Origin of the sequence: Domibacillus sp. (assembly GCF_031181085.1) — a bacterium.
GTDB lineage: Bacteria > Bacillota > Bacilli > Bacillales > Domibacillaceae > Domibacillus.
The window spans coordinates 257,252-278,494 of sequence record NZ_JAPSLE010000002.1 but is presented as its reverse complement, the minus strand read 5'-3'; the positions used below and the strand labels follow the sequence as shown (position 1 = coordinate 278,494).

The 21,243-nt window shown below is 47.8% G+C and carries 20 protein-coding genes and 1 riboswitch; of the genes, 4 read left to right on the top strand and 16 right to left on the bottom strand.

What is annotated here, in order from left to right; all coding sequences use genetic code 11:
* The 3 genes from RIN81_RS05115 to RIN81_RS05105 form a co-directional block, all read right to left on the bottom strand.
* A complete protein-coding gene (locus RIN81_RS05115) occupies positions 1 to 1,299 on the bottom strand; it encodes a homoserine dehydrogenase (RefSeq protein ID WP_309087999.1) in 1,299 nt (432 codons plus the stop codon).
* Positions 1,300 to 1,477: 178 nt separating this feature from the next.
* Complete coding sequence (locus tag RIN81_RS05110; protein WP_309087997.1) at positions 1,478 to 2,968, bottom strand: polysaccharide lyase domain-containing protein; 1,491 nt, start codon at positions 2,966 to 2,968, stop codon at positions 1,478 to 1,480.
* A 40-nt stretch (positions 2,969 to 3,008) separates the two neighbouring features.
* Positions 3,009 to 3,758, bottom strand: coding sequence for an NRDE family protein (locus RIN81_RS05105; RefSeq protein WP_309087995.1), 750 nt, complete (start codon positions 3,756 to 3,758; stop codon positions 3,009 to 3,011).
* A gap of 98 nt (positions 3,759 to 3,856) precedes the next feature.
* On the opposite strand from RIN81_RS05105, the gene RIN81_RS05100 reads away from it, so the two are divergent.
* The 3 genes from RIN81_RS05100 to RIN81_RS05090 are packed head-to-tail and all read left to right on the top strand — an operon-like array spanning position 3,857 to position 7,991.
* The gene (locus RIN81_RS05100; RefSeq protein WP_375164502.1) at positions 3,857 to 4,987 is read left to right on the top strand and encodes an iron-containing alcohol dehydrogenase; all 1,131 of its coding nucleotides are present in this window, start codon (positions 3,857 to 3,859) and stop codon (positions 4,985 to 4,987) included.
* Positions 4,984 to 6,579, top strand: coding sequence for a GAF domain-containing sensor histidine kinase (locus RIN81_RS05095; RefSeq protein ID WP_309087991.1), 1,596 nt, complete (start codon positions 4,984 to 4,986; stop codon positions 6,577 to 6,579). Before RIN81_RS05100 ends, RIN81_RS05095 begins: the two co-directional genes overlap by 4 nt.
* Positions 6,580 to 6,584: 5 nt before the next feature.
* On the top strand, positions 6,585 to 7,991 hold the full coding sequence (locus RIN81_RS05090; protein ID WP_309087989.1) for a sigma-54-dependent transcriptional regulator: 1,407 nt from the start codon (positions 6,585 to 6,587) through the stop codon (positions 7,989 to 7,991).
* Between the two features lie 246 nt (positions 7,992 to 8,237).
* Here the strand turns inward: RIN81_RS05090 and RIN81_RS05085 are convergent, their stop codons facing one another.
* The 13 genes from RIN81_RS05085 to RIN81_RS05025 all read right to left on the bottom strand — a co-directional run bounded on the left by RIN81_RS05085 (position 8,238) and on the right by RIN81_RS05025 (position 19,683).
* A complete protein-coding gene (locus RIN81_RS05085) occupies positions 8,238 to 8,594 on the bottom strand; it encodes a DUF779 domain-containing protein (RefSeq protein ID WP_309087986.1) in 357 nt (118 codons plus the stop codon).
* Between the two features lie 57 nt (positions 8,595 to 8,651).
* Positions 8,652 to 10,169, bottom strand: a complete 1,518-nt coding sequence (gene adh, locus RIN81_RS05080) for an aldehyde dehydrogenase (protein ID WP_309087984.1) — start codon at positions 10,167 to 10,169, stop codon at positions 8,652 to 8,654.
* Between the two features lie 92 nt (positions 10,170 to 10,261).
* Positions 10,262 to 11,272, bottom strand: a complete 1,011-nt coding sequence (gene adhP, locus RIN81_RS05075) for an alcohol dehydrogenase AdhP (RefSeq protein WP_309088289.1) — start codon at positions 11,270 to 11,272, stop codon at positions 10,262 to 10,264.
* A gap of 211 nt (positions 11,273 to 11,483) precedes the next feature.
* Positions 11,484 to 12,152 (bottom strand): phosphatase PAP2 family protein, encoded by a 669-nt coding sequence (locus tag RIN81_RS05070; protein WP_309087982.1) that lies wholly within the window; start codon positions 12,150 to 12,152, stop codon positions 11,484 to 11,486.
* Positions 12,153 to 12,226: 74 nt separating this feature from the next.
* The gene (gene dapF, locus RIN81_RS05065) at positions 12,227 to 13,213 is read right to left on the bottom strand and encodes a diaminopimelate epimerase (protein ID WP_375164500.1); all 987 of its coding nucleotides are present in this window, start codon (positions 13,211 to 13,213) and stop codon (positions 12,227 to 12,229) included.
* Between the two features lie 126 nt (positions 13,214 to 13,339).
* Positions 13,340 to 14,557 (bottom strand): NCS2 family permease, encoded by a 1,218-nt coding sequence (locus RIN81_RS05060; RefSeq protein WP_309087978.1) that lies wholly within the window; start codon positions 14,555 to 14,557, stop codon positions 13,340 to 13,342.
* An 89-nt stretch (positions 14,558 to 14,646) separates the two neighbouring features.
* Complete coding sequence (gene ribH, locus RIN81_RS05055; protein ID WP_251270778.1) at positions 14,647 to 15,117, bottom strand: 6,7-dimethyl-8-ribityllumazine synthase; 471 nt, start codon at positions 15,115 to 15,117, stop codon at positions 14,647 to 14,649.
* On the bottom strand, positions 15,117 to 16,325 hold the full coding sequence (locus tag RIN81_RS05050) for a bifunctional 3,4-dihydroxy-2-butanone-4-phosphate synthase/GTP cyclohydrolase II (protein WP_309087976.1): 1,209 nt from the start codon (positions 16,323 to 16,325) through the stop codon (positions 15,117 to 15,119). The genes ribH and RIN81_RS05050 overlap by 1 nt, the downstream gene beginning before the upstream one ends.
* Positions 16,326 to 16,337: 12 nt before the next feature.
* Positions 16,338 to 16,982 (bottom strand): riboflavin synthase, encoded by a 645-nt coding sequence (gene ribE, locus RIN81_RS05045; RefSeq protein WP_309087974.1) that lies wholly within the window; start codon positions 16,980 to 16,982, stop codon positions 16,338 to 16,340.
* 4 nt (positions 16,983 to 16,986) lie between these two features.
* A complete protein-coding gene (ribD, locus tag RIN81_RS05040) occupies positions 16,987 to 18,063 on the bottom strand; it encodes a bifunctional diaminohydroxyphosphoribosylaminopyrimidine deaminase/5-amino-6-(5-phosphoribosylamino)uracil reductase RibD (RefSeq protein ID WP_309087972.1) in 1,077 nt (358 codons plus the stop codon).
* Positions 18,064 to 18,312: 249 nt separating this feature from the next.
* Positions 18,313 to 18,455, bottom strand: a riboswitch (FMN riboswitch).
* A 43-nt stretch (positions 18,456 to 18,498) separates the two neighbouring features.
* The gene (locus RIN81_RS05035; protein WP_309087970.1) at positions 18,499 to 18,684 is read right to left on the bottom strand and encodes a hypothetical protein; all 186 of its coding nucleotides are present in this window, start codon (positions 18,682 to 18,684) and stop codon (positions 18,499 to 18,501) included.
* A 4-nt stretch (positions 18,685 to 18,688) separates the two neighbouring features.
* A complete protein-coding gene (locus RIN81_RS05030) occupies positions 18,689 to 19,105 on the bottom strand; it encodes an FTR1 family protein (RefSeq protein WP_309087968.1) in 417 nt (138 codons plus the stop codon).
* A gap of 71 nt (positions 19,106 to 19,176) precedes the next feature.
* Positions 19,177 to 19,683, bottom strand: a complete 507-nt coding sequence (locus RIN81_RS05025) for a Dyp-type peroxidase (protein ID WP_309087966.1) — start codon at positions 19,681 to 19,683, stop codon at positions 19,177 to 19,179.
* Between the two features lie 914 nt (positions 19,684 to 20,597).
* On the opposite strand from RIN81_RS05025, the gene RIN81_RS05020 reads away from it, so the two are divergent.
* Positions 20,598 to 21,149, top strand: coding sequence for a GNAT family N-acetyltransferase (locus RIN81_RS05020; protein WP_309087964.1), 552 nt, complete (start codon positions 20,598 to 20,600; stop codon positions 21,147 to 21,149).
* Positions 21,150 to 21,243 lie beyond the last annotated feature (94 nt).

Sequence of the window (21,243 nt, the reverse complement as noted above, 5' to 3'; positions counted from 1 at the left end):
TTATGCTCCTTCTCCTTCAACGCGGTAGAAACTTTCAATTGAACGAACAACCGCCAAATCTTTAATTTGTTCTTGCATTTTTTGGTAGCTTTCATGTGATGCTTTATGTGTCACAATTACAATTTCAGCTACGCCTTCTTCTTCAAGCGGCAGCTGAAGAATTTTTTCGAAGCTGATGCCGTTGGCTGAAAACAGTTTTGTAAGCTCGGAAAACGCGCCCACTTCATCCTGCACATGGAGACGAATAAAGTATTTCGCAAATTTTTCTTCTGATGATTTCAGCTGCTTTTCAAATTGCGGTACTGTAATGCTTTTTCCGTTTACACCAAGTCTCATGTTGGTAATAACGGCAACTAGGTCACTTACGATCGATGTTGCTGTTGGAAGCCCGCCGGCCCCTGGTCCGTAGAACATTGTTTCACCGACTGCATCTCCGTATACATAAACGGCATTATACTCATCATTTACCGATGCGAGCGGGTGATTGTTTGATAGGAACGTTGGCTGCACGCTCACTTCAGCTCCGCCGTTTTGCTGATCTGCATATCCAATTAGTTTCATCGTATAGCCCAGTGTCTGGCCGTGCTTTAAATCGCTGTCTGATACTTTTGAGATGCCGCTCACATCTACGTCTTCAAGTTCAATATCCATTGAGAAAGCAAGGCGTGCCAGAATCGCCATTTTACGTGCGGCATCAAGCCCTTCTACGTCAGAAGTCGGATCTGCTTCTGCAAAGCCAAGATCCTGTGCTTCTTGAAGTGCGGTTTCATAAGACATGCCTTCTTTGTTCATTTTCGTCAGGATAAAGTTCGTTGTACCGTTCACGATTCCCATCATCGTTCTAATTTTATCAGAAGCAAGTCCGTCTGCAAGACCGCGGATAATGGGAATACCGCCGGCTACACTTGCTTCGTAGTAAAAGTCACAGCCGTTTTCAGCCGCTGCTTTCATCAGCTCTGATCCGTACAGCGCGACAAGGTCTTTGTTGGCAGTGACCACGTGTTTTTTCTGATGAAATGCATCAAGCAGCAATTTTCTCGTTTCATCTATGCCGCCCATTACTTCCACGATCACATCTACGTTCGGATCGTTAATCACTTCATATGGATCAAGTGTGAGGGACTCTTTTGGCAATTCTACTTCACGTTTTTTCTCTACGTTTTTAACCAATACTTTTGTTACTTCAACCGAGCAGCCAACGCGGTGAGCAAGCTGCTCCTGATGATCCTGAATCATCTTGACAACCCCTGTGCCGACTGTTCCAAGACCGAGTAATCCTACCTTAACATTCTCCTTCATCCTAAACGTCACCTCAACTATGTATTTTTCTGATGTACATTTGTTTTTGTATAGTAGACATTATATCGGTCTTTCGAGTGGAATACAACCCTCTCTTTTGGAAAATTAAACGGAATCATTTTTTTAATAAAACAATATTTTCATACAATTCTTATATTATAGAAAACAACCGCTCGTTTCAAGCGGTTGTCGTGTTTTTCGGCGAAGCACTTTTCATATCTACTGCAATCGAGAGTGGACACGCTCCGCAATTCGCAAAGCGGGCATTCTCTATCGTCACATAATCAGCTCTGTTGTCGCCCCCAAAAACTTTCAGCGCAGCCCCGGCCGTCGCAAAATCACGCATCTCTATATCTCGAATATGCACATATTTTGCTTTATATTGAATACCCGCGACAGGCAGATTTTTATAATCATAAGCCGGATCACCGACCGCACGCAGTCCGTTTACCACAACATGACGGTAAGCGGACACAGTAAGAACACGCGGCTTTGATACAGTATACAGCTCTGTGTAAACAGGCCGAATGGAAACGATACGTGTGGCAGTGATAAAGCGGGCTGTTTTAGAATCCGGGTCTTCTGCCGTATGATGGCCGATATGCCGGAAATTAAATGACCGGTTATCATTCTCAGACAGGTGGCCGATAACATGAACATTCGCTGCGGCTGAACTGGTTGCATGGGCTTTAATTTCAACGCCGCCGAAGCAGCGGGCCGACACATTATTAATGAGCCAGACGGTGCGTGAGCCGTCGTCGACTTCAAAGCCATTCGAATTGGAAACGCCTTTTTTATGACTCCGTCCCGACGGGTCACACATAAAACAATTTGAGATTAAAATATAATCACTATGGTGTGTCGTAACCCCGTCATCCCCAAAGCCAGAACCCGTACATCCGTCAATCCAGACAAAACGGCTGCCGCCCCGGGCACGATGTCCGTCCCCTGAATAATCATATAACGTTGAAGACACATCATAGCAGTGAAGGCCAGGATTGATGGCGTCACAGTTTCGTATCCAGCCGTAGGCCACATTCGCAAAAGTTACGCAGCTTGAGCGGTTATTGCCGCTTGCTGATTTTTCATCCGGATGCAGCCGTTCAAGCGACCAGTCGAGCGTCATGCCTTCTATTAATATGTGATGATTGCCTTTGACATGATTTTCATTTGTGATCACAAAGCTTCTTTTTGGCGCCGTATTCCGCAGCTTTAAAATCGTTTTGCCTGCTCCTGCTCCCTTGACGATGGTGTTAGACGGCACATGCAGTTCATCCACAATGTACGTGCCTTCTGAGAGTTTAACGGTTTTGCCTCCTCCGGCAAGAGCTGCCTGAATATCTTCTCCCGGTTTTACGTAAACGGTATGGACGGCCCGTTCTTCAAGTACCTGGTATTCCCGGTCTAATACTGGTTTCCAATCCGGGTAGGCGCCTGTTTCATTAACGAGCGTATGATGCAGCTTCAGCGGCTCTTCACCTCTGGTCCATAACCGTTTGAGCCGGTCGAACAGCGATCTTCTTTCTTCAACTGGCTTCCATTGTGCCGCTGAAGCGAAAAAAAGCGCATCTGTTTCCCGGACAGCTTCTGACAGCGGGACACAGTTTTTAAAATAAGAGTCAATAAGCTGGTCATTCATTCTCGGATCATGGTTTCTTTTAAGAGGCATTCTTTTTGTCCTTTCTATTTGAATTTTGCACATTTTGTTATTAGAAAAAATCAAATGTAAAGGTTCGTTCTTCAAATGGCTGCCCCGGTGTAAAGGTCCGTTCTGTCCAAACGGCTCTCTTACGGCTGTTTACTTCAAGAACGGTAGAGCAGCGTGTGCCGTAGTGCGCACTTTCAATAAAAATAGAAGACAGCAGCCGTTCCCACTTGAGAGATACGCCGGTATTTGGAAGGTCTTCGTCTGCTGCTGCCCTTCCATCCTGCAGCATCGAAAACAGCTTCTCTTTGCTGTCCATTGATTGGGCCATTTGTTTCTTGATTCTTACGGTTTTCGGCCACGGTGTATTTAAAAAGGCATTGCTGATCGCATGAATTCCCGGCGGCAGCAGAAATGGACGGCTTCCGGAGCGGCTGCTGTACACCCATATTGCTTCAGCCGTACCGGCAATCACATTAAAACCCGGATAACGATTTCTTTCCCGGTCAAGTTCTTTCAAAAACAACTCTGTTTCCAGATTACTTTCTAGAAACGAACGGACAATATGGCCGCGTGACTGCTTTTCTCCCCCTTCTTCCCCCGGGTCGCGGTAATTGGTGAGTGCGCAAAAGCGCCCGGTTTTAGAAATCCCCATCCAGGTCCCGCCCCTTTCTACATCACGGCCGGCCAATATAGGTGCTTCTTCCCACCAGTGAGAAGGCAGGGCAGGCCGCCCCCAAAACTCATCCCGGTTTGCTGCTACAATGAGTGGTTTATTCCTGTTCACCTGATGAGCAATGGCAATCAAACACATGCACTTTCCTCATTTCCTTTTTCTTCATTATACGCAGGAGTGTTACAATAGAACAAACAAGGAAAGAAACGGATGTGAACTGCGTGTATAAATTTGTGATGCCCGAAGTGATTTTTGGAAGCGGATCCATTTCACAGGCAGGTGACAGCTGCCTGCGGCTTGGTGCCCGCCACGTTCTTGTCGTAACAGACCGCGGCGTCGTGGACGCCGGCTGGGCAGAGCCTGTAATAGCGAGCTGCCACAACGCAGGACTTGCAGCTGTTTTATTTGATGAGGTATCTGTAAATCCAACCGATGCCGAAGCGGCTGCCTGTGCCCGTGTTTATAAAGAGCATGGGTGTGATGCCATTATGTGCGTAGGCGGTGGAAGTCCGATTGATGTGGGAAAAGCAGCCGCCGCTCTTGTAACAAACGGAGGCCATATTCGAGATTATGAGGGAGTGGACCGCATCCTGCATCCTCTTCCCCCGCTTGTGATGATACCGACAACTGCGGGTTCCGGATCAGAAGTTTCCCAGTTTTCCGTCATTGTGGACAGTGAACGCCAGAAAAAAATGACGATTGTCTCGAAGTCGCTCGTTCCTGATATTGCCCTGATCGATCCAGACGTTCTGGCCACTAAAAGTGCGCGACTGACTGCAACCACGGGCCTTGATGTGATTACGCATGCGATTGAATCTTATGTTAGTATGGCGGCTACTCCCATGACAGATGTGCAGGCGAAAAATGCCCTGTTTCTTGCGTCTCAGTATTTGCGCCCGTCCGTTGCTTCAAAATACAGCAAAGAAGCAAAAGAGAAAATGGCGATGGCCAGTCTCCAGGCAGGGCTTGCTTTTTCCAATGCCATCCTCGGCGCCGCCCATGCGATGAGCCACACGATCGGCGGCCGCTATCCGTTTTTGCATGGTGACATTAACGCTGTTCTGCTCCCGCACGTGATGGAATTTAATTTAATTGCCTGCCCGAAAAAGTTTCGGGAGATGGCCGTTTTAATGGGAGAAGACGTAACCGGACTTTCTGATATCGCCGCCGGTGAGAGGGCCATCCAGTCCGTTCGAAAGCTTGCCGTTGATATCGGGGCTCCGCTTTCCCTTTCAGAGATGGGATTTGAAGAAAAAGCCATCACGGAAATGAGTGAAATTGCCCTGATGGACGCCTGCATGATTACCAATCCACGCGATATTTCAGCGGAGGAAGTCGCCGCTCTGTTGAGAAGGGCTCTTTCATGAACCGGCCTGATATGATCCGGCTGCTGACGGGCGTCCAATCATCCAAACGGAATTATTATACAGAGTTAAAGCGGACCGTTGACGAGCTGCAAAAGAAAAACAGCCAGCTTGAAGTGATCAATGAGATGATGCGCAGCTTTAATGTTGATATGTCCATTCACACGATGCTGAAGCATACGCAGGAAAAGCTGAAGAAGGTATATCGGATTGACCGGCTCAGTCTAGCAGTCTGGGAGGATGGCTCTCTTCGAATAGCCGATGTATACCCGGAACAAGCCGCTTTTTTGCCGGAAGGAACGGCTTTTCCGGCTGATGACTCGCTTTATTCAGAAGTGTTTTTAACCGGGCAGGATGTTCTTTATGTCCCGAATGATGCAGATTCCTTTTTCGAATGTGAAGCGTTTCAAGCGCTCTCGCTTCGCTCTGTCTGGCTGTTTCCGCTCAGAAGCCGCGGCGTGATAACTGGCGTAATCGGGCTTGCCTCACGTGAACCGGCAGCTTTCTGTCAGGAAGACCAGGCTTTCTTCAGTCATTTATCCGGACAAATCGCCGTTTGTATTGAAAATGCCCGGCTTTACCATGAGGTGCTGCTCAGCAAGTCCAGGTGGGAATCGACTTTTCGTGCCGTAGCGGACTCTATTGTCATAACCGACCTGAACGGAACCATTTTAACGAAAAATGACAGTGCCGCTGTGAACTGGCCCCAAGCTAAAAGTGTCTTCACTTTTTTAGCAGCAGAGCTTTTTGAACAAACCGTTCAGGAAATAAAACCTCATATGGAGGAAGTATCGATCGGAAACCAGGTGTTTGAATGTGCCCTTTATCCGCTGCTTGATGATGGACAAATAGATGGTGTAATTGTGTATTTAAAAAACATTACAGAAAAACAGCTGATGCAGGCGCAAATTATTCATTCCGGCCAGCTGGCGGCAATCGGCGAAATGGCGGCGGGCGTAGCCCATGAATTAAACAATCCGTTAACCGCTATTATTGGCAATACCCAGCTTTTACTTCGGCTTTCCACAAGTGAAACAAAGCCGCTTCTTACAGACATCGAGGAATGCGGCAAACGGTGCCGGGCGATTATCCGCAGCCTTCTTGCTTTTTCCCGCCAGGAACCCGCTTCTTTCATTCCCTGCTCCTTAAACGATGCCTTATATGAAGCATTGCGCCTGACCGGCCGGCAAATGGAAAAGCAGCAGATCGAATTAACGGTTGAGCTGGACGAGCAGCTGCCGCTTATTGACGGCAGCATTCAGCAGCTCAGCCAAATCGCCGTTAATCTGCTTCTAAATGCGAAGGACGCCTGTATAGAAAAAGAAACGGCGAAACAAGTGTCTGTCTGGACTGAGTTTGACGAGCACTCGGTTTATATGCGGGTGGCAGACAATGGATGTGGCATCCCGTCCCAAAAAATGGATGATATTTTCCATCCGTTTTTCACCACTAAATCCGCCCATCAAGGAACCGGGCTCGGGTTATCGGTGAGCCTTGGTATTGCCGAATCACACAGCGGAACGTTAACGGTGACAAGCAGGCTGCATGAAGGCAGCACATTTACCCTGGCCATTCCAAGAAGAAAGGGGAGGTAGACAGCATGGCTCATATTTTGGTTGTCGATGATGAGCAGGAAATCGGCCGTTTTTTAACAAGGCTTTTTAAAATGAAAGAAATGGAGGTGACGTATGCAGAAAGCGGCGCTGCTTTTGACCGGCTTTCCCGCCATGACCAGTTTGATGTGGCTTTTGTAGATGTACGGCTGTCCGACCGGAATGGCCTTGAGCTTTTAAAAGAACTGAAAAGAAAGGCACCTCGCTGCAAAGTGGTTATCATGACGGGCTACAGCACTGTCAGGATGGCAGTAGAAGCCATCCAGCTTGGTGCAGAAGATTTTTTGGAAAAACCATTTGAACATATTGAAGCCCTAGAGGAGCTGCTTGATAAGTTAACGGCACAAAAAGAGGAAGAAGATTACATACAGGCAGCACTGGCCGCCGGTGCTTTTTTAGGAACAAGTTCAGATATGCATGATTTGTACCGCCTCGCTTTTAAACTCGCTGCCAAACAGATTACCATTTTAATTGAAGGAGAAACCGGCACCGGTAAAGAAGTGCTGGCCCGCTTTCTGCATCAATCCGGCAGCCGGGCTGAGGCACCTTTTATCGGTGTGAACTGCGGGGCCATTTCCGAGTCACTGCTTGAAAGTGAATTGTTTGGCCATACAAAAGGCGCTTTTACCGGTGCCGCCTCCGACCGGGCGGGATACGTGGAGACGGCGGGAAGCGGAACGCTGTTTTTAGATGAAATTGCCGAGGCCTCCCTTGCGACGCAAGTAAAGCTGCTGCGCGTACTGGAAACAGGCGAATTTTTTAAAATCGGCGACCCGGCACCAAAGCGTACAAATGCCCGCATCATTGCCGCGAGCCATACGAATTTAGAGCAAGCGGTGGCAGACGGCGCTTTCCGGGAAGATTTGCTGTACAGGCTCGACGTTGTGAAACTAGTGATCCCTCCGCTGCGTAAACGGCCGTCAGATATTCCGCTTCTTATCGAAGCATACAAACAAAAACAACGCCTCCCTTTTTCTTTTTCACCAGAAGCAATGGAGGTATGCATGCGGTATAACTGGCCTGGCAATATGCGCGAGCTGGGGAATCTTCTGCAGCGTTTGGCGGCTCTTTATCCAGAGGAACTGTTTGTTACGCCAGAGATGCTCCCTCAAAAAATGACAGAAACGCTTTCTACGAAAAGAATGACTGCGGCACCCGCGCCGTCATTCGACCAGGAATGGCGCCGGTTTTCCGATTACATAGCCGATTTATATGCAGGAAACGAGCCCATTTCGCTTGATAAACTGATGCAGGAAATGAAAGGGATGGAAAAAAGAGTAGCTGAAGCGTTTATTCAAAAATCGCTCCGGGAGACGGCCGGAAGCCGGGCACAGACCGCTGAGCGGCTCGGTATTTCTAAACGGAAAATCCGCTATTATTTAAATGAAACGTAACATGGTAAAAGGCTCATCAGCCAAAATCACGAAAGCCTTCACTATCGAAAACGGGCAGAAGACTTTTCGGAAAACATCGCTTCTTAAAAAGAGCCGATAGGGGAAGCGAAGCTGCACGCCCGCCGCCTTATCGGCTCTTATCTCAACCGCCTACACTTCTTGCATGAAAAAGAAAGAGAGATTTCCTTTGACAAAAGACTTTACTTTTTACAATCTGAAACTTCTATTTTATAGAGGCTTTTTCGGTTATTGATTCAGTTCCCGTCTCTCTTCTTCTGTAAATACACGTGACCTTGTCAGAAACCTTTTTCCTTCCGGTCCTTCAAGAGAAAACATGCCTCCCCGCCCGTCTACAACATCGATAATAAGCTGGGTATGTTTCCAATATTCATACTGGGCTTCACTAATATAAAAGGGTGCCCCGCCAATTTCACCAAGCTTTTTATCCGCATCACCCGTTATAAACTCCCCGTCCGGGTAGCACATCGGCGAGCTGCCGTCGCAGCACCCGCCAGACTGATGAAACATAAGCGGTCCGTGTTTTGCTTTTAACTGATTTATTAACGCGAGAGCAGCCGGCGTTGCGGTAACACGGTCAACCATCCTGTTTTCCCTCCTACGAAAGAAACGCCGCCGCTAAAGCGGCAGCGACTTTTTGATTTAAAAGAATCCAAGGGCATCTTCTGAATAGCTGACAAGCAGGTTTTTCGTCTGCTGGTAATGATTCAGCATCATCAAATGATTTTCACGGCCAATACCGGACATCTTATAGCCGCCGAACGCCGCATGTGCCGGGTACTGGTGGTAACAGTTTGTCCAAACGCGGCCCGCTTGAATGTTCCGGCCAAACCGGTATGCCCGGTTTTGATGGCGGGACCAAACGCCGGCACCCAGTCCGTACAACGTGTCATTGGCGATTTCAAGCGCCTCTGCTTCATCTTTAAACGTTGTCACTGATACAACAGGCCCAAAAATTTCTTCCTGGAATATGCGCATTTTGTTGCTGCCTTTAAAAACAGTCGGTTTGATATAATAGCCGTTTTCTAGTCCCTCGACCGTATTTCTCTCACCGCCTGCCAGGCACTCAGCACCTTCCTGCTTGCCGATATCCAGGTAAGAAAGGATTTTTTCCATCTGCTCGTTTGAAGCCTGTGCCCCCATCATCGTATCCGTATCGAGCGGGTTGCCTGTTTTAATTTCATTCACTCGCTTGATGACCCGCTCCATAAACTGATCATAGATGCTTTCATGAACGAGCGCACGGGATGGGCATGTACACACTTCTCCCTGATTGAGCGCAAACATGACAAACCCTTCAACTGCTTTGTTTAAAAACGCATCATCTTTTTCCATAATGTCTTCAAAGAAAATATTCGGTGATTTCCCGCCGAGTTCGAGTGTGACCGGAATCAAGTTTTGTGATGCATACTGCATAATCAAGCGGCCGGTTGTTGTCTCGCCGGTAAAAGCAATTTTAGCAATTCGTTTGTTCGAGGCCAGTGGTTTTCCGGCTTCAAGTCCAAAGCCGTTGACAATGTTTACGACTCCAGGCGGGAGCAGATCTTCAATCAGCTCCATGAATACAAGAATAGACGCTGGAGTCTGTTCAGCCGGCTTTAAGACTACACAGTTTCCAGCAGCAAGAGCCGGTGCAAGCTTCCACACACCCATGAGGAGCGGAAAATTCCACGGAATAATTTGTCCGACTACACCAAGCGGCTCGTGGAAATGATACGCAACGGTGTCATTGTCAATTTGTGACAAGGACCCTTCCTGAGCCCGGATTGCTCCGGCAAAGTAACGGAAATGGTCAATCGCCAGCGGCAAATCGGCATTTAATGTTTCACGAACCGCTTTTCCGTTGTCCCACGTTTCCGCAACCGCCAGCATTTCCAAGTTTTCTTCAAGACGATCGGCAATTTTATTTAAAATGTTGGCACGCTCGGCAGCCGACGTTTTTCCCCACGCATCTTTTGCGGCATGGGCGGCATCCAAAGCCTGCTCAATATCCTCAGCCTGAGAGCGTGCGACTTCACAAAATACTTCACCTGTAACAGGCGTGATATTTTCAAAGTACTGGCCGCCGAGCGGTGCTGTCCACTCTCCATTAATATAATTCTCGTATCTTTTCTTGAATGCAACCTTTGATCCTTCCTGCCCTGGATTTGCGTAAATCATATACCCTTCCCCCTTTGAATGATGGAAATCGTTGTATAAAACGCTTACATTTCCAAAATAACGGTTCCCAACTTGAATGTCAACCGAGACGCTTACAAAGTCAGCACAATGCGGCCGTTGATTTTTCCTTGCGTCATTTTATCGAAGACGGTGTTAATTTCATCAAGCGGCGCCGTTTCTACCTGTGCTTTTACTTTACCGCGTGCCGCAAACTCAAGCGCTTCTTTCATATCGAGTCGTGTTCCGACAATGGAGCCTTTCACAGATACACCATTTAAAACCGTATTGAAAATCGGAATTGGCAGCTCATCATTTGGAAGGCCGACCACAACAAGTGTGCCTCCGCGTTTAACAGAACGGTATGCCTGCTCAAACGCTTTTTTCGTCACTGCTACACTGATGGCCGCCTGTACACCGCCCACTTTCTCCTGTATGGCATCGGCAGGATCTTCGTTCATACCGTTTACTGCCTCATCCGCTCCCAAACTTTGAGCAAGTTCCAGCTTTTCATTTGAAATATCGACGGCAATGACGTTAAAGCCCATTGCTTTCGCATATTGAAGCGCAATATGGCCGAGGCCGCCAATTCCGTAAATCGCAACCCAGTCGCCTGGCTTTGCTCCTGATACTTTTAACGCTTTGTACGTTGTTACGCCCGCACACAAGATAGGAGCTACTTCGACTGGATCGAGGCCATCTGGAATTTTTGCTACATAATCAGCTGGTGCGACACAATATTCAGCATAGCCGCCATCAACTGAATAGCCGCCATTTTCCTGATGAGGGCAAAGCGTTTCTTGTCCCTGCAGGCAGTACTCACATTCACCGCATGCGGAAAACAGCCAGGGGATACCGACCCGGTCTCCTGTTTTTAAAGAGGTGACCCCTTCACCAATTTCTTCGATAATCCCTACACCTTCATGGCCTGGAATAAGCGGCAGCTTTGGCTTGACCGGCCAGTCACCATGCGCTGCGTGGAGGTCGGTATGACATACACCGCATGCTTCAATTTTAACCAGTACCTCTCCTCGTTTTGGCGAGGGCTTGGGTACATCTTTTACTTCGAGCTGCTGCTTAAATTCATTTACGACGGCTGCTTTCATATTTGTTGTTGCTTCAGGCTCCTGGTTCGGTTCATTTACGGCTGTTATTTTCATTTTAATTCCTCCTTTTAATTGGTCATTCGTTTACTTTATTGCAGGCACTGTGCCAACAACGGAAACGCTGACATAAAAGGGAGTTCTTTCGGTATCAGCCGATTTTTCGGCCCATTCAGCCAAAAGATTGGCTCTTATAAACGAAAAAACGGCTTTCTCAACGAGGAGAAAGCCGGCGGGCCAGTCGATATTCGGTAAAATGAAACAGCATAATCCAAAAAAACAGCCAGGCAGCGCCTATGGAGAAGCCGCCTGCTACGTCACTTGGATAATGAACACCGAGATAAATGCGCGATAAGCCGATTAAAAAAATCATAGAGCCGGCCACAAGCGCCGATACGGTTTTTTTCCACTTTCCACGTAAAAGCCGGAACAGCATAAAAGAAAGCGCCCCGTAAAAAATAAAAGATCCCATAGAATGACCGCTTGGAAAACTGTAGCCGCCCTGTTCGATTAACGGCAGAACATCCGGCCGCTGACGCTGAAACAGCTCTTTTAAAAAATGATTAAACGCGCCGCCAAGGCCATTTACCAGTATAAAAAACAGCGCCCATCCATACCGTCTGCGGATCACGAGAAAAAGAGAAATAACCCCGGTTGCCGCGCTTAAAAACATGACGGAACCAAGATTGGTGAAAAAGATCATCCGGGCTGTCCGGCCTTCGTTGATCCATGACTGTACCTCGTTGATGATTTTCGTGTCAAACGCCGCCACTTCATTTCTTTGAAGGGCCTCGACCACTTCGAAAAATCCCCATGTAAACAGGACGAGAAACAGCACAAGTGAGCCGTAATAAGCATAGGCGCGCCAGTTCTTTTGCTGCAATCCCAATCTTCCTTTCTTAGCTGTAAAGGTTTTTAACTCTTGTCCGTTCAAAAAATCCAGGAAACCTTCCTGGATTAAAAAACGGTTGAAGCCAGATACGATTCTACTTCCTCGCGCAATTGCTCATAGGCATTTTGTTCAGCAAACGCCTCCTGGTTATGAACGGTAAAATGAGCCGGCGTATCAAGGTCAATACTGATTGTGCCGCCGAACATATATGTTCCGTTTCCGATTAAATCAATAGAGTACTGTCCGTCTTCATGCACGTGCACTTCGCAGCGGACTTTTCCCCCGTTGTTGTATACGTCAATAGGCGTTTCCATTTCATTTAAGCCGAGCTGGCATGTAGTCAGCGTAGAAGCGGACATCGCTGTACCGCATGCATTGGTAAAACCGACGCCGCGCTCAAACGTCCGCACATATAGTGTTCTTTTTTGGATTGGATACACAAAGCTGACGTTTACACCATCTGGCGTAATGTCGTTTTTCCCGTTCAGCATTTCTGAAATCCGTTTTTGCTCATCTGAAGCAATAAGCTCCCGGTCTGCCACAACAATTAAGTGAGGGTTCGGTACGGCAAGCGCAGAGAACCGGATAGAATCAGACAGTTCGGGCACCACTTCATTAAACAAATGTTCTTTTCCGATCGTCATTGGCAAATCTGCAAGATTAAACAAGACCGGTGAAATTTGAACACGGTATGCCGGCACGCCTTCATAAATATCGCCGTCCCGCTTCACATAAAGATCGGCTTTATTTGTTTCAACGATAATCTCATTTTTCCCAAGTTTATCCAGCACGTACCGTCCATGCAGACGCAGCCCGTTGCCGCACATGGACGCTTCCGAACCGTCACTGTTAAAAATACGCATTTTCGCATCGGCATGCGCGCTTTCCATCACAAATACAATTCCATCGGCGCCAATGCCCTTTTCCCGGTCGCAAAGCACTAAAGCGAGATCGCGGCGGTTCTCTTCTGTAAATGTATATGCATTCGTCCACTCATCGATCAAAATAAAATCATTTCCCGACCCATGGCCTTTAATATACGAAATCTCCAACATAACTCCCTCTTTCACAGCTGATTTGTTGTTTAGTATAGCAGATTTGAACCCATTGGTGTTGCATTTCGAAGGGTTTGTGCCATTTTTAACAAAAGAAAAAACCCGCCTGCAAGAGGCGGGTTTTTAGTGAACAATTGTATTCATTAGGAAAAGCACCGCGATAATATACATCGAAACAGGCACTTCGCGGAATCGCCCGCGGGTCATTTTTAAAATAGGATATAAAATGAAGCCAGCCGCAATACCGTCTGCAATGCTTGAGGTAAGCGGGATAATGGCGATAATCGCCAGGGCTGGAATCAATTCAGTCCAGTCTGAAACGGGCAGGCGGCGGATGTTCATCGTCATCAGCATACCGATAATGATCAAAATCGGAGCAACCGCAGAACCCGGAACCCTATTTAAGTATGGCGCTGCGATAAAAGCAAGCGGAAACAGCAGTCCAGCCGTCAGCGGCACTAAGCCAGTCCGCCCGCCGGATGCAATCGGCGCTGCGCTTTCCACAGCTGATACGTTTGCGCTTGATCCGGCCAGCCCGCTTGCCACAACAGAAGCAGCATTTGCCTGGATGGCACGCTTGAATTTTTCCGGCTGCCGGGCCAAATTCAAATGCCCGTGCACAAGCCCGATGTTTTCAAACACCAGCACCATCGTCAGTGAAAAAACCGCTGGTATAAAAACAAACGGGGACAGGCCTTGAATCGTCCAGGCGCCCCATACTTCCGTATAGCTTTTGACCCCAACATTGCCCGATGCCTCCGGGAGACTGCCGAACAGCCAGGCAATGCCGGTTCCGGCTGCAATCACCCAGATGAACGTTCCCGGCACCTTGCGCCAATAAAGAATTACCGCTACAAGAAGCGTTAAGAGAGCAGCCCAGGAAAATCCGGCTTTCTCTACGCCGATTACAATCAGAAATAAACCGAGGCCAATCGTGATCGCTTCTTTTAAGGATGCCGGCACCACGCTGTTTAACTTGGCGGCAAGCGGCGTAAATGTCACGACGGCAAATAAAAGGCCCGATATAACGGTAACGCCAAGTGCCTGCTGCCATGTCATGCCCATCTCCTCAACAAACGTATACGTGAACATGGCATTAATCCCCATGCCCGGCACGATAATGATCGGGGCATTTGCCCAGAGCGCCATGATCAAGCAGCCTGCAGCCGCTGACACGATTGTCGCAGCAGCAGCAGCCTCAAATGGCATGCCTGCTTCAGATAAAATGAGCCCATTCACTGCGATAATGTAAATAACGGTTAAAAAGCCCGTTACACCCGCAGACCATTCCTTCGCGAAGGTTGTTCCGTGCTCGCGAAGCTTAAAAATTCCTCCATTCATTGTTAAAACCTGCTTACTGTGAAGCGCCCTCTCCCTACCCGCTGTGCTGTCAGACGAATGTCTGGCAGCCAGCCACAAAGGCCATTATATCACGCGTCAAATGAGCGGAGCAAGTTCGCCATTTCAATAGCAGACATCGCTGAGTCCCAGCCTTTATTGCCCGCTTTTGTACCGGCACGTTCAATCGCCTGCTCAATCGTATCCGTTGTTAAAAGACCAAAGATTACAGGTACTCCCGTTTGCATGCCAGCCTGGGCAGTTCCTTTTGCTGCTTCATTGCAGACATAATCAAAGTGAGCAGTGGCTCCGCGAATAACAGCACCGAGTGTAATAACAGCGTCATACTTTCCGCTTTCCGCCATTTTTTTCGCAACGAGCGGCAATTCAAATGCCCCCGGCACCCAGGCGATGTCAATGTTGTCTGCGTCTACACCATGGCGGATAAATCCATCTTCTGCTCCTGCAATGAGTTTGCTTGTAATAAATTCATTAAAACGGCCGGCAACGATGCCTACTTTCAATCCTGCTCCAATTAAATGTCCTTCAAATGTTTTTCCCATTATTTATTCCCCTCTTCTACATGTAATAAGTGGCCAAGCTTTGAGATTTTCGTTTTTAAATAACTGCGGTTATCATCGTTGGCCGGCATCTCAATCGGCACACGCTCGACAATATCAAGACCGTACCCGTTTAAACCGGTAACTTTGCGCGGGTTGTTTGTTAACAGCCGCATTTTGGAAATGCCAAGGTCACGCAAAATCTGGGCGCCAATGCCGTAATCACGCAGATCGTCTTTAAATCCGAGTTTTACGTTTGCTTCGACCGTGTCATAGCCCTGCTCCTGAAGCTCGTATGCTTTCAGCTTGTTAATCAGTCCGATACCCCGGCCTTCCTGACGCATATAAAGCAGCACGCCGCGGCCTTCTTCTTCGATCTGTGCAAGGGCAGCATGAAGCTGCGGTCCGCAGTCGCAGCGGTGTGAGCCGAAGATATCGCCTGTCAGGCATTCCGAATGAACACGGACAAGCACCGGCTCCTCACCGGAAATATCTCCTTTTACAAGCGCTACATGATCCTGGCCTGTTAAATCTTCCTCATAGCCAACCGCGCGGAACTGCCCAAAATCCGTTGGAAGCTGAATATCCGCTTCGCGTCGGACAAGCGTTTCACGACCGCGGCGGTAAGCAACAAGCTGTTCAATCGTGATGATTTTCAGGCCGAATTTTTCCGCCATCACTTCAAGCTCCGGCAGACGGGCCATCGTTCCATCATCATTCATCACTTCGCATATCACACCAGCCGGCTTGTATCCGGCAAGCTTGGCAAGGTCTACGGCAGCTTCGGTATGGCCGGTTCTGCGCAGCACGCCGCCTGACTTGGCAATCAGCGGAAAAACATGTCCCGGCCGTTTAAAGTCAGCAGGCACAGCCGCATCGTCCACCATCGCTTTTACGGTATCCGCCCGTTCAAATGCACTGATGCCGGTTGTCGTATTGATATGGTCAACACTGACTGTAAACGCCGTTCCATGGCTGTCCGTGTTGCGTTCCACCATAGAGTGGAAATGAAGCCGGTTCGCAATTTGTTCTTCAATCGGCACGCAAATAAGGCCGCGGCCCTCTTTTGCCATAAAATTAATCATGGCACCGTCCACAAGTTCGGCGATGCCGACAAGGTCGCCTTCGTTTTCACGGTCTTCATCGTCTACTACAATGATGACTTTACCTTCTTTTAAATCCGCAATCGCTTCTTCAATTGTCGAAAACATGGATATTCCTCCTTACAAATAACCGTTCTCTTTTAATAAATCCATGGTAATGCCGCGTTTCGGCGCTTCTTTTTTCTCCAGCATACTGCCGACATATTTCGCGAGCATGTCGCATTCAATATTCACTGGATCACCCACACTTTTAGAAGCTAAAATGGTCTCGTCCTGTGTATGCGGGATAAGAGATACGGTAATCCCTTCGTCTGTCACCCCAAAAAGCGTTAAAGAAGTACCATCCAGAGCGACGGAGCCTTTATACAAAAAGTAGCGGCTCAGCTCTTCTGGATACGAGATCGTCACGTACAGGGCATTTTCTTCGTGCTTTTTTGAGACAATATGACCGACGCCATCTACATGTCCGGAGACGAAATGTCCACCAAACCGGCCATTAGCCGCCATCGCTCTTTCTAAATTCACACGCGCTCCCGGCGTAAGAGCAGCAAGAGCGGTAGATGTAAAGGTTTCAGGCATTACATCAGCGGTAAAGTGAGTTTTTGTAAAAGTCGTAACGGTTAAACAAACACCGCTGACTGAAATACTGTCGCCAAGGTGAACATCCTCCAGCACTTTTTTGGCGGCAATGGTAAGCTGCAGCGACCGGCCTCCGCGCACAATTCGTTCGACTGTGCCAAGTTCTTCTATAATTCCTGTAAACATAGGATCACCTTTTTTCCATGACAATTTTCAAGTCCGGTCCTACTTGCTCCATTGAAACAAAAGCAAGGTCGAGTGCTTCATCCATCGACGATCCGCCCAATCCTCCAAAAGAAGATGGAGCCGATTTGCCGCCGATCAGTTTTGGCGCCATATACATAATGAGCCGGTTGAACGCACCGATGTCTAAAAAGGAGGCGTTCATTTCAGCACCTGCTTCTACAAACAGTGTCATAATGTTCATTTTGCCGAGCTCATCCAGCACCGCATCAATCGACATATGAGGCAGCCGGATCACCGTAACCCCTTCGTCTTCTAATGCACGCTGTTTTTTTGTCTGGGCGTCGGACGCACAGAAAATAATCGTTTTTGCTTCTTTATTTTGAACAATGTGAAAACCAAGCGGAACGCGCAAATGCGTATCCAGTAAAATTCGAATCGGGTTTTTTCCTCCCTGGGGCAGTCGGGAAGTCAAGAGCGGGTTGTCAAGCAGGACCGTGCCGATACCTGTTAGGATGGCATCATGACGGCTTCTGAGAAGGTGTACGTCTTCTCTGGCGGCTTCACTTGTGATCCAGCGGCTGTGCCCGGTATGGGCAGCCGTTTTGCCGTCGGCGGTAACAGCAGTTTTAATCGTCACATAAGGCCGTTTTGTTTGGATAAAATGAAAAAATGGTGTTAATACTTCAAGTGCCCGTTGTTCACAAACGCCAGTTTCAACTTCAATACCAGCTTCCTGAAGCTTTTGAATACCCTTGCCGCCTACAAGCGGATTGGGGTCAACCGCAGCAATAAACACACGGCGCAAACCTTTTTCAATAATAAGATCTGCACAAGGCGGTGTTTTGCCGAAATGGGCACACGGTTCAAGTGTTACATAAATATCTGCTCCCTGTGCCGCATCACCCGCCTGCATGAGCGCATTCACTTCTGCATGAGCTTCTCCTGCTTTTAAATGAGCACCCATTCCGAGAATTCGGCCGTCTTTGACGACAACTGCGCCCACAGGAGGGTTTGGTGATGTTTGGTAAGCCGCGCTTTCGGCGAGCGAAAGAGCAAGATTCATATATTGTTCTTTATTCACGAGAAGAGCCATCCTCCTTAGTCAAAATACCGCCTGTACACAAGAAAAGCGCAAGGCGCCTGCTTATCGGCTCATAAGGAACAAAAGCTAAAACGCAGCATCATGCCGCAACGCTTTTGTGATCCACATCGTGTGGACCTCCGATGGCGCCTGGAGCTAGACAAAATAAGCCCCGCATTGACAGTCAATACGGGGCTTTTAGCATCAAGAAATAAACGTTTCCCTTCCAAAAATTCAGAAAACGTACACTGTCCTTTCCTCCCATCCAGACTTTCACTGTCGGCTCCGGAATCACACCAGATCCACCGCATGCACATGATGCGGGTCACGGACTGAGGGCCTCAATGCCCAACACCGCCGGTCGGGAGTTGCACCCTGCCCCGGAAAGGTTTATTCGAATGTTGTTACCATTATGAACTTTGTTTCGATATACTGTCAAGCAGCTGATTCCTGTTTTTTAAACCAAAGCGCCAAAATGACCATGATAATAAGTAGAATAACTTGCGGCAGCATCGTTTCAAGCGTCGGGTATAAGCCAATTACATCAATAAACGGCACAGCTGGAGCTGTATGAGTATCAATGACTCCTGCAGCCTGAAGAGAATGAATGCTTTTATCCAAAATGTTAAAGGCCAATACTTAGATTAACAGAGCTGCGCCTGTGAAAAATAGATACAACGCCGGCAAGTGCCTCTGCACTCATATCCGGCGCCATGCCGGAATAAAAAATAAGCATTTCGGCACCCTCTCTAAATACCGATAAAAAGCTGATAAACGCAAAGGACAAGATGCTTCCTGACGCTGCGGCTTTTCCCACCAACTGCTTCATAAAAGCGTTCCACTTTGCAATATTTGACTTTCCATGCAGCCAGATGCCAGCCCCCATCACTACAACAGCGGCGATGCCCGTCAGCCCTTTCATCATCGCCTCGCCAACCGTCACAAATAAAGCGTCCGCACCGGTTGCTGCCGATGCACTTTGTATCTTTATTCCGCATATACTAACGAAAACAGCAGCCACTTTAAGAAAATAACGTTTCACCGGGCCAGCCTCCCTTTTTCACACCAGGCAGGCAAATACAGCAATCCCCCGGTGGATCGTCGTCTATTCATTCAGCTTATCGCTATTTGCCAGGCGTGTTTCAATGGCATGAATTGCTTTCGAATGCTCAGCTGAAAACTCATAAACAAAAGCCCTGCGTCAAAGCTGCCTGTTTTTGGATCCAGTCTATCCACGTACGAATACGATTGGCGCAGAATTTTGATGCTTCCATCTCCATGCGCAAGCGCTGTATGGGAATTCGGCGGTATTTGCTTTTGGCCTGTTTCGTCTCTTTTAGAAAGATTAATTTTTTGAAATTCGTCTTTCCCTTCCAGCGGTGCACCGCTTGAGCGGCGGCGCCCAAATGCCGCCTTCTGTTCTTTCAATGCTGTCCAAACCCACACTTCGATAAACATCTGTACACGGCGCACAACCATATAGGTGTCTCCAGACATCCAGCCGTCTGCTGCCCCTGTATCTTCAGGCGGCATAGGTGCATTTTCAGCCGGCCGGCCGATCGATTTCCCTGCGTCCATTTGAGCAGCGGCAGCTGCCCATTCTTTTAAAAGAGTGATCACTTCTGCCCGCTCTGTGGTGGTTAAGGTTTTAGGCAGGCGCTGTAATGCCCGCCTGGTGTGTTCCTTAAAAGGGCACTGTGCCTGTGCTTTTTTCTGATTGTTGGGCAGCGTATATACGTCATCGAATTATGATTCGATTTCAGTCGACGGCGCTTCATCTTTTTTCTTCAGTTCCGGCTGCAGCAGGGAAAAGATTTTTTCCACTCCCTCTACATTTGCTGCCACATCATACAAATCCGTATGTCAATACCGGTCTTCTTCATCTGTTACTTTTGGTGTCGGCACTTCATTCAATAAATCGACGGCTCCTGTAATGAAAAGATCCAGCATTACTTCAACCGTTTCCACTTTTGCACGAAGCAGCTTCGTGTTATCAATCAGCTGCTGGGCGTATTGCGCGCACCCTTTAGTTGTACCGCCAACCTACAGTCCTTTTTCAATCCGGTGATAACCTGTCAAATCGGTTTCGGAAACATCACCTTCATTCTCATCCATTTTCGGGTCTGTATCGCCAAGCACTTCGGCAATCGGATCTGCACATTCTTAGTGCATACGAGCCGGTGCATATTGGATTTTCCTATCATTACAGAGTAATGAAAAGCATTTTCAATTAAAATTTAAAATCGTGTCGAAAAAATTTTTAATTTGCGTTTAAAATCTATTTTCAAATGGGTAAAAATTTTATATGATGTGATTAACGACGACATTTTAATGCTAGTTGTGTTGGGAAGGCAAATGGTGCGCCACCGGTTTCTTCTATCGGTTCTAATGGGTTCGATTCCCATCCCGGAATTTTTTTATGGACAGGCTGCAGTTGTGACGGTCTTGTTTGTTTTTTAAAAAATTTCGAGGGTGGATCGGGACACGTATGAACCGCTATGCCCTCGTTGTGTAAAACAGAGGAGGGAAAGAAAATGTTGAAGAAACGCGATGTTCATGAAAGTCATGTTTTATTTGATTTGATGACGCACCCGGATGTGTTCCCTTTTGTGCGCCAAAAAGTCCACTCATACGAGGAGTTTGTGTTTGCCACCAAGCAAACGATTGAAGCGGAAGAACGGGGTGAACTGATTTCGCGGACGATTCTTGACGAATGGGGCAGCCCAATCGGCACGATCAACTTGTATGATATTGAAAATGGCGCCGGCTTTCTCGGCACGTGGCTCGGCAAGCCTTATCACGGCAAAGGCTACAATGCACCAGCCAAAGAAGAGTTTTTCAGAGAGCTGTTTTATGAAATGGACATTGAATCGGTTTATATGTCCATTCGCAAAGTCAATATCCGCTCGCGCAAAGCGGCAGAAAAACTGCCTTACGTTGTTTTGGCTAATGAAACACGGCCCGATGTGTATGCTAAATTAAATCAAAACGAAGCTGTATTTGATTTATATGAAGTACCGAAAGACCTCTTCACGCTTTATTTAATGCGTAACGATCAGGAAAACGAACAGGCAATGGAAGCGTAACAAACAATTCCAATTATCCTCGTCCACATACTCCTTCACTAGTAAAGCGTTGAGTTTTTACCGTGACGCTCATTTAACTGAGACAATTTAAAAT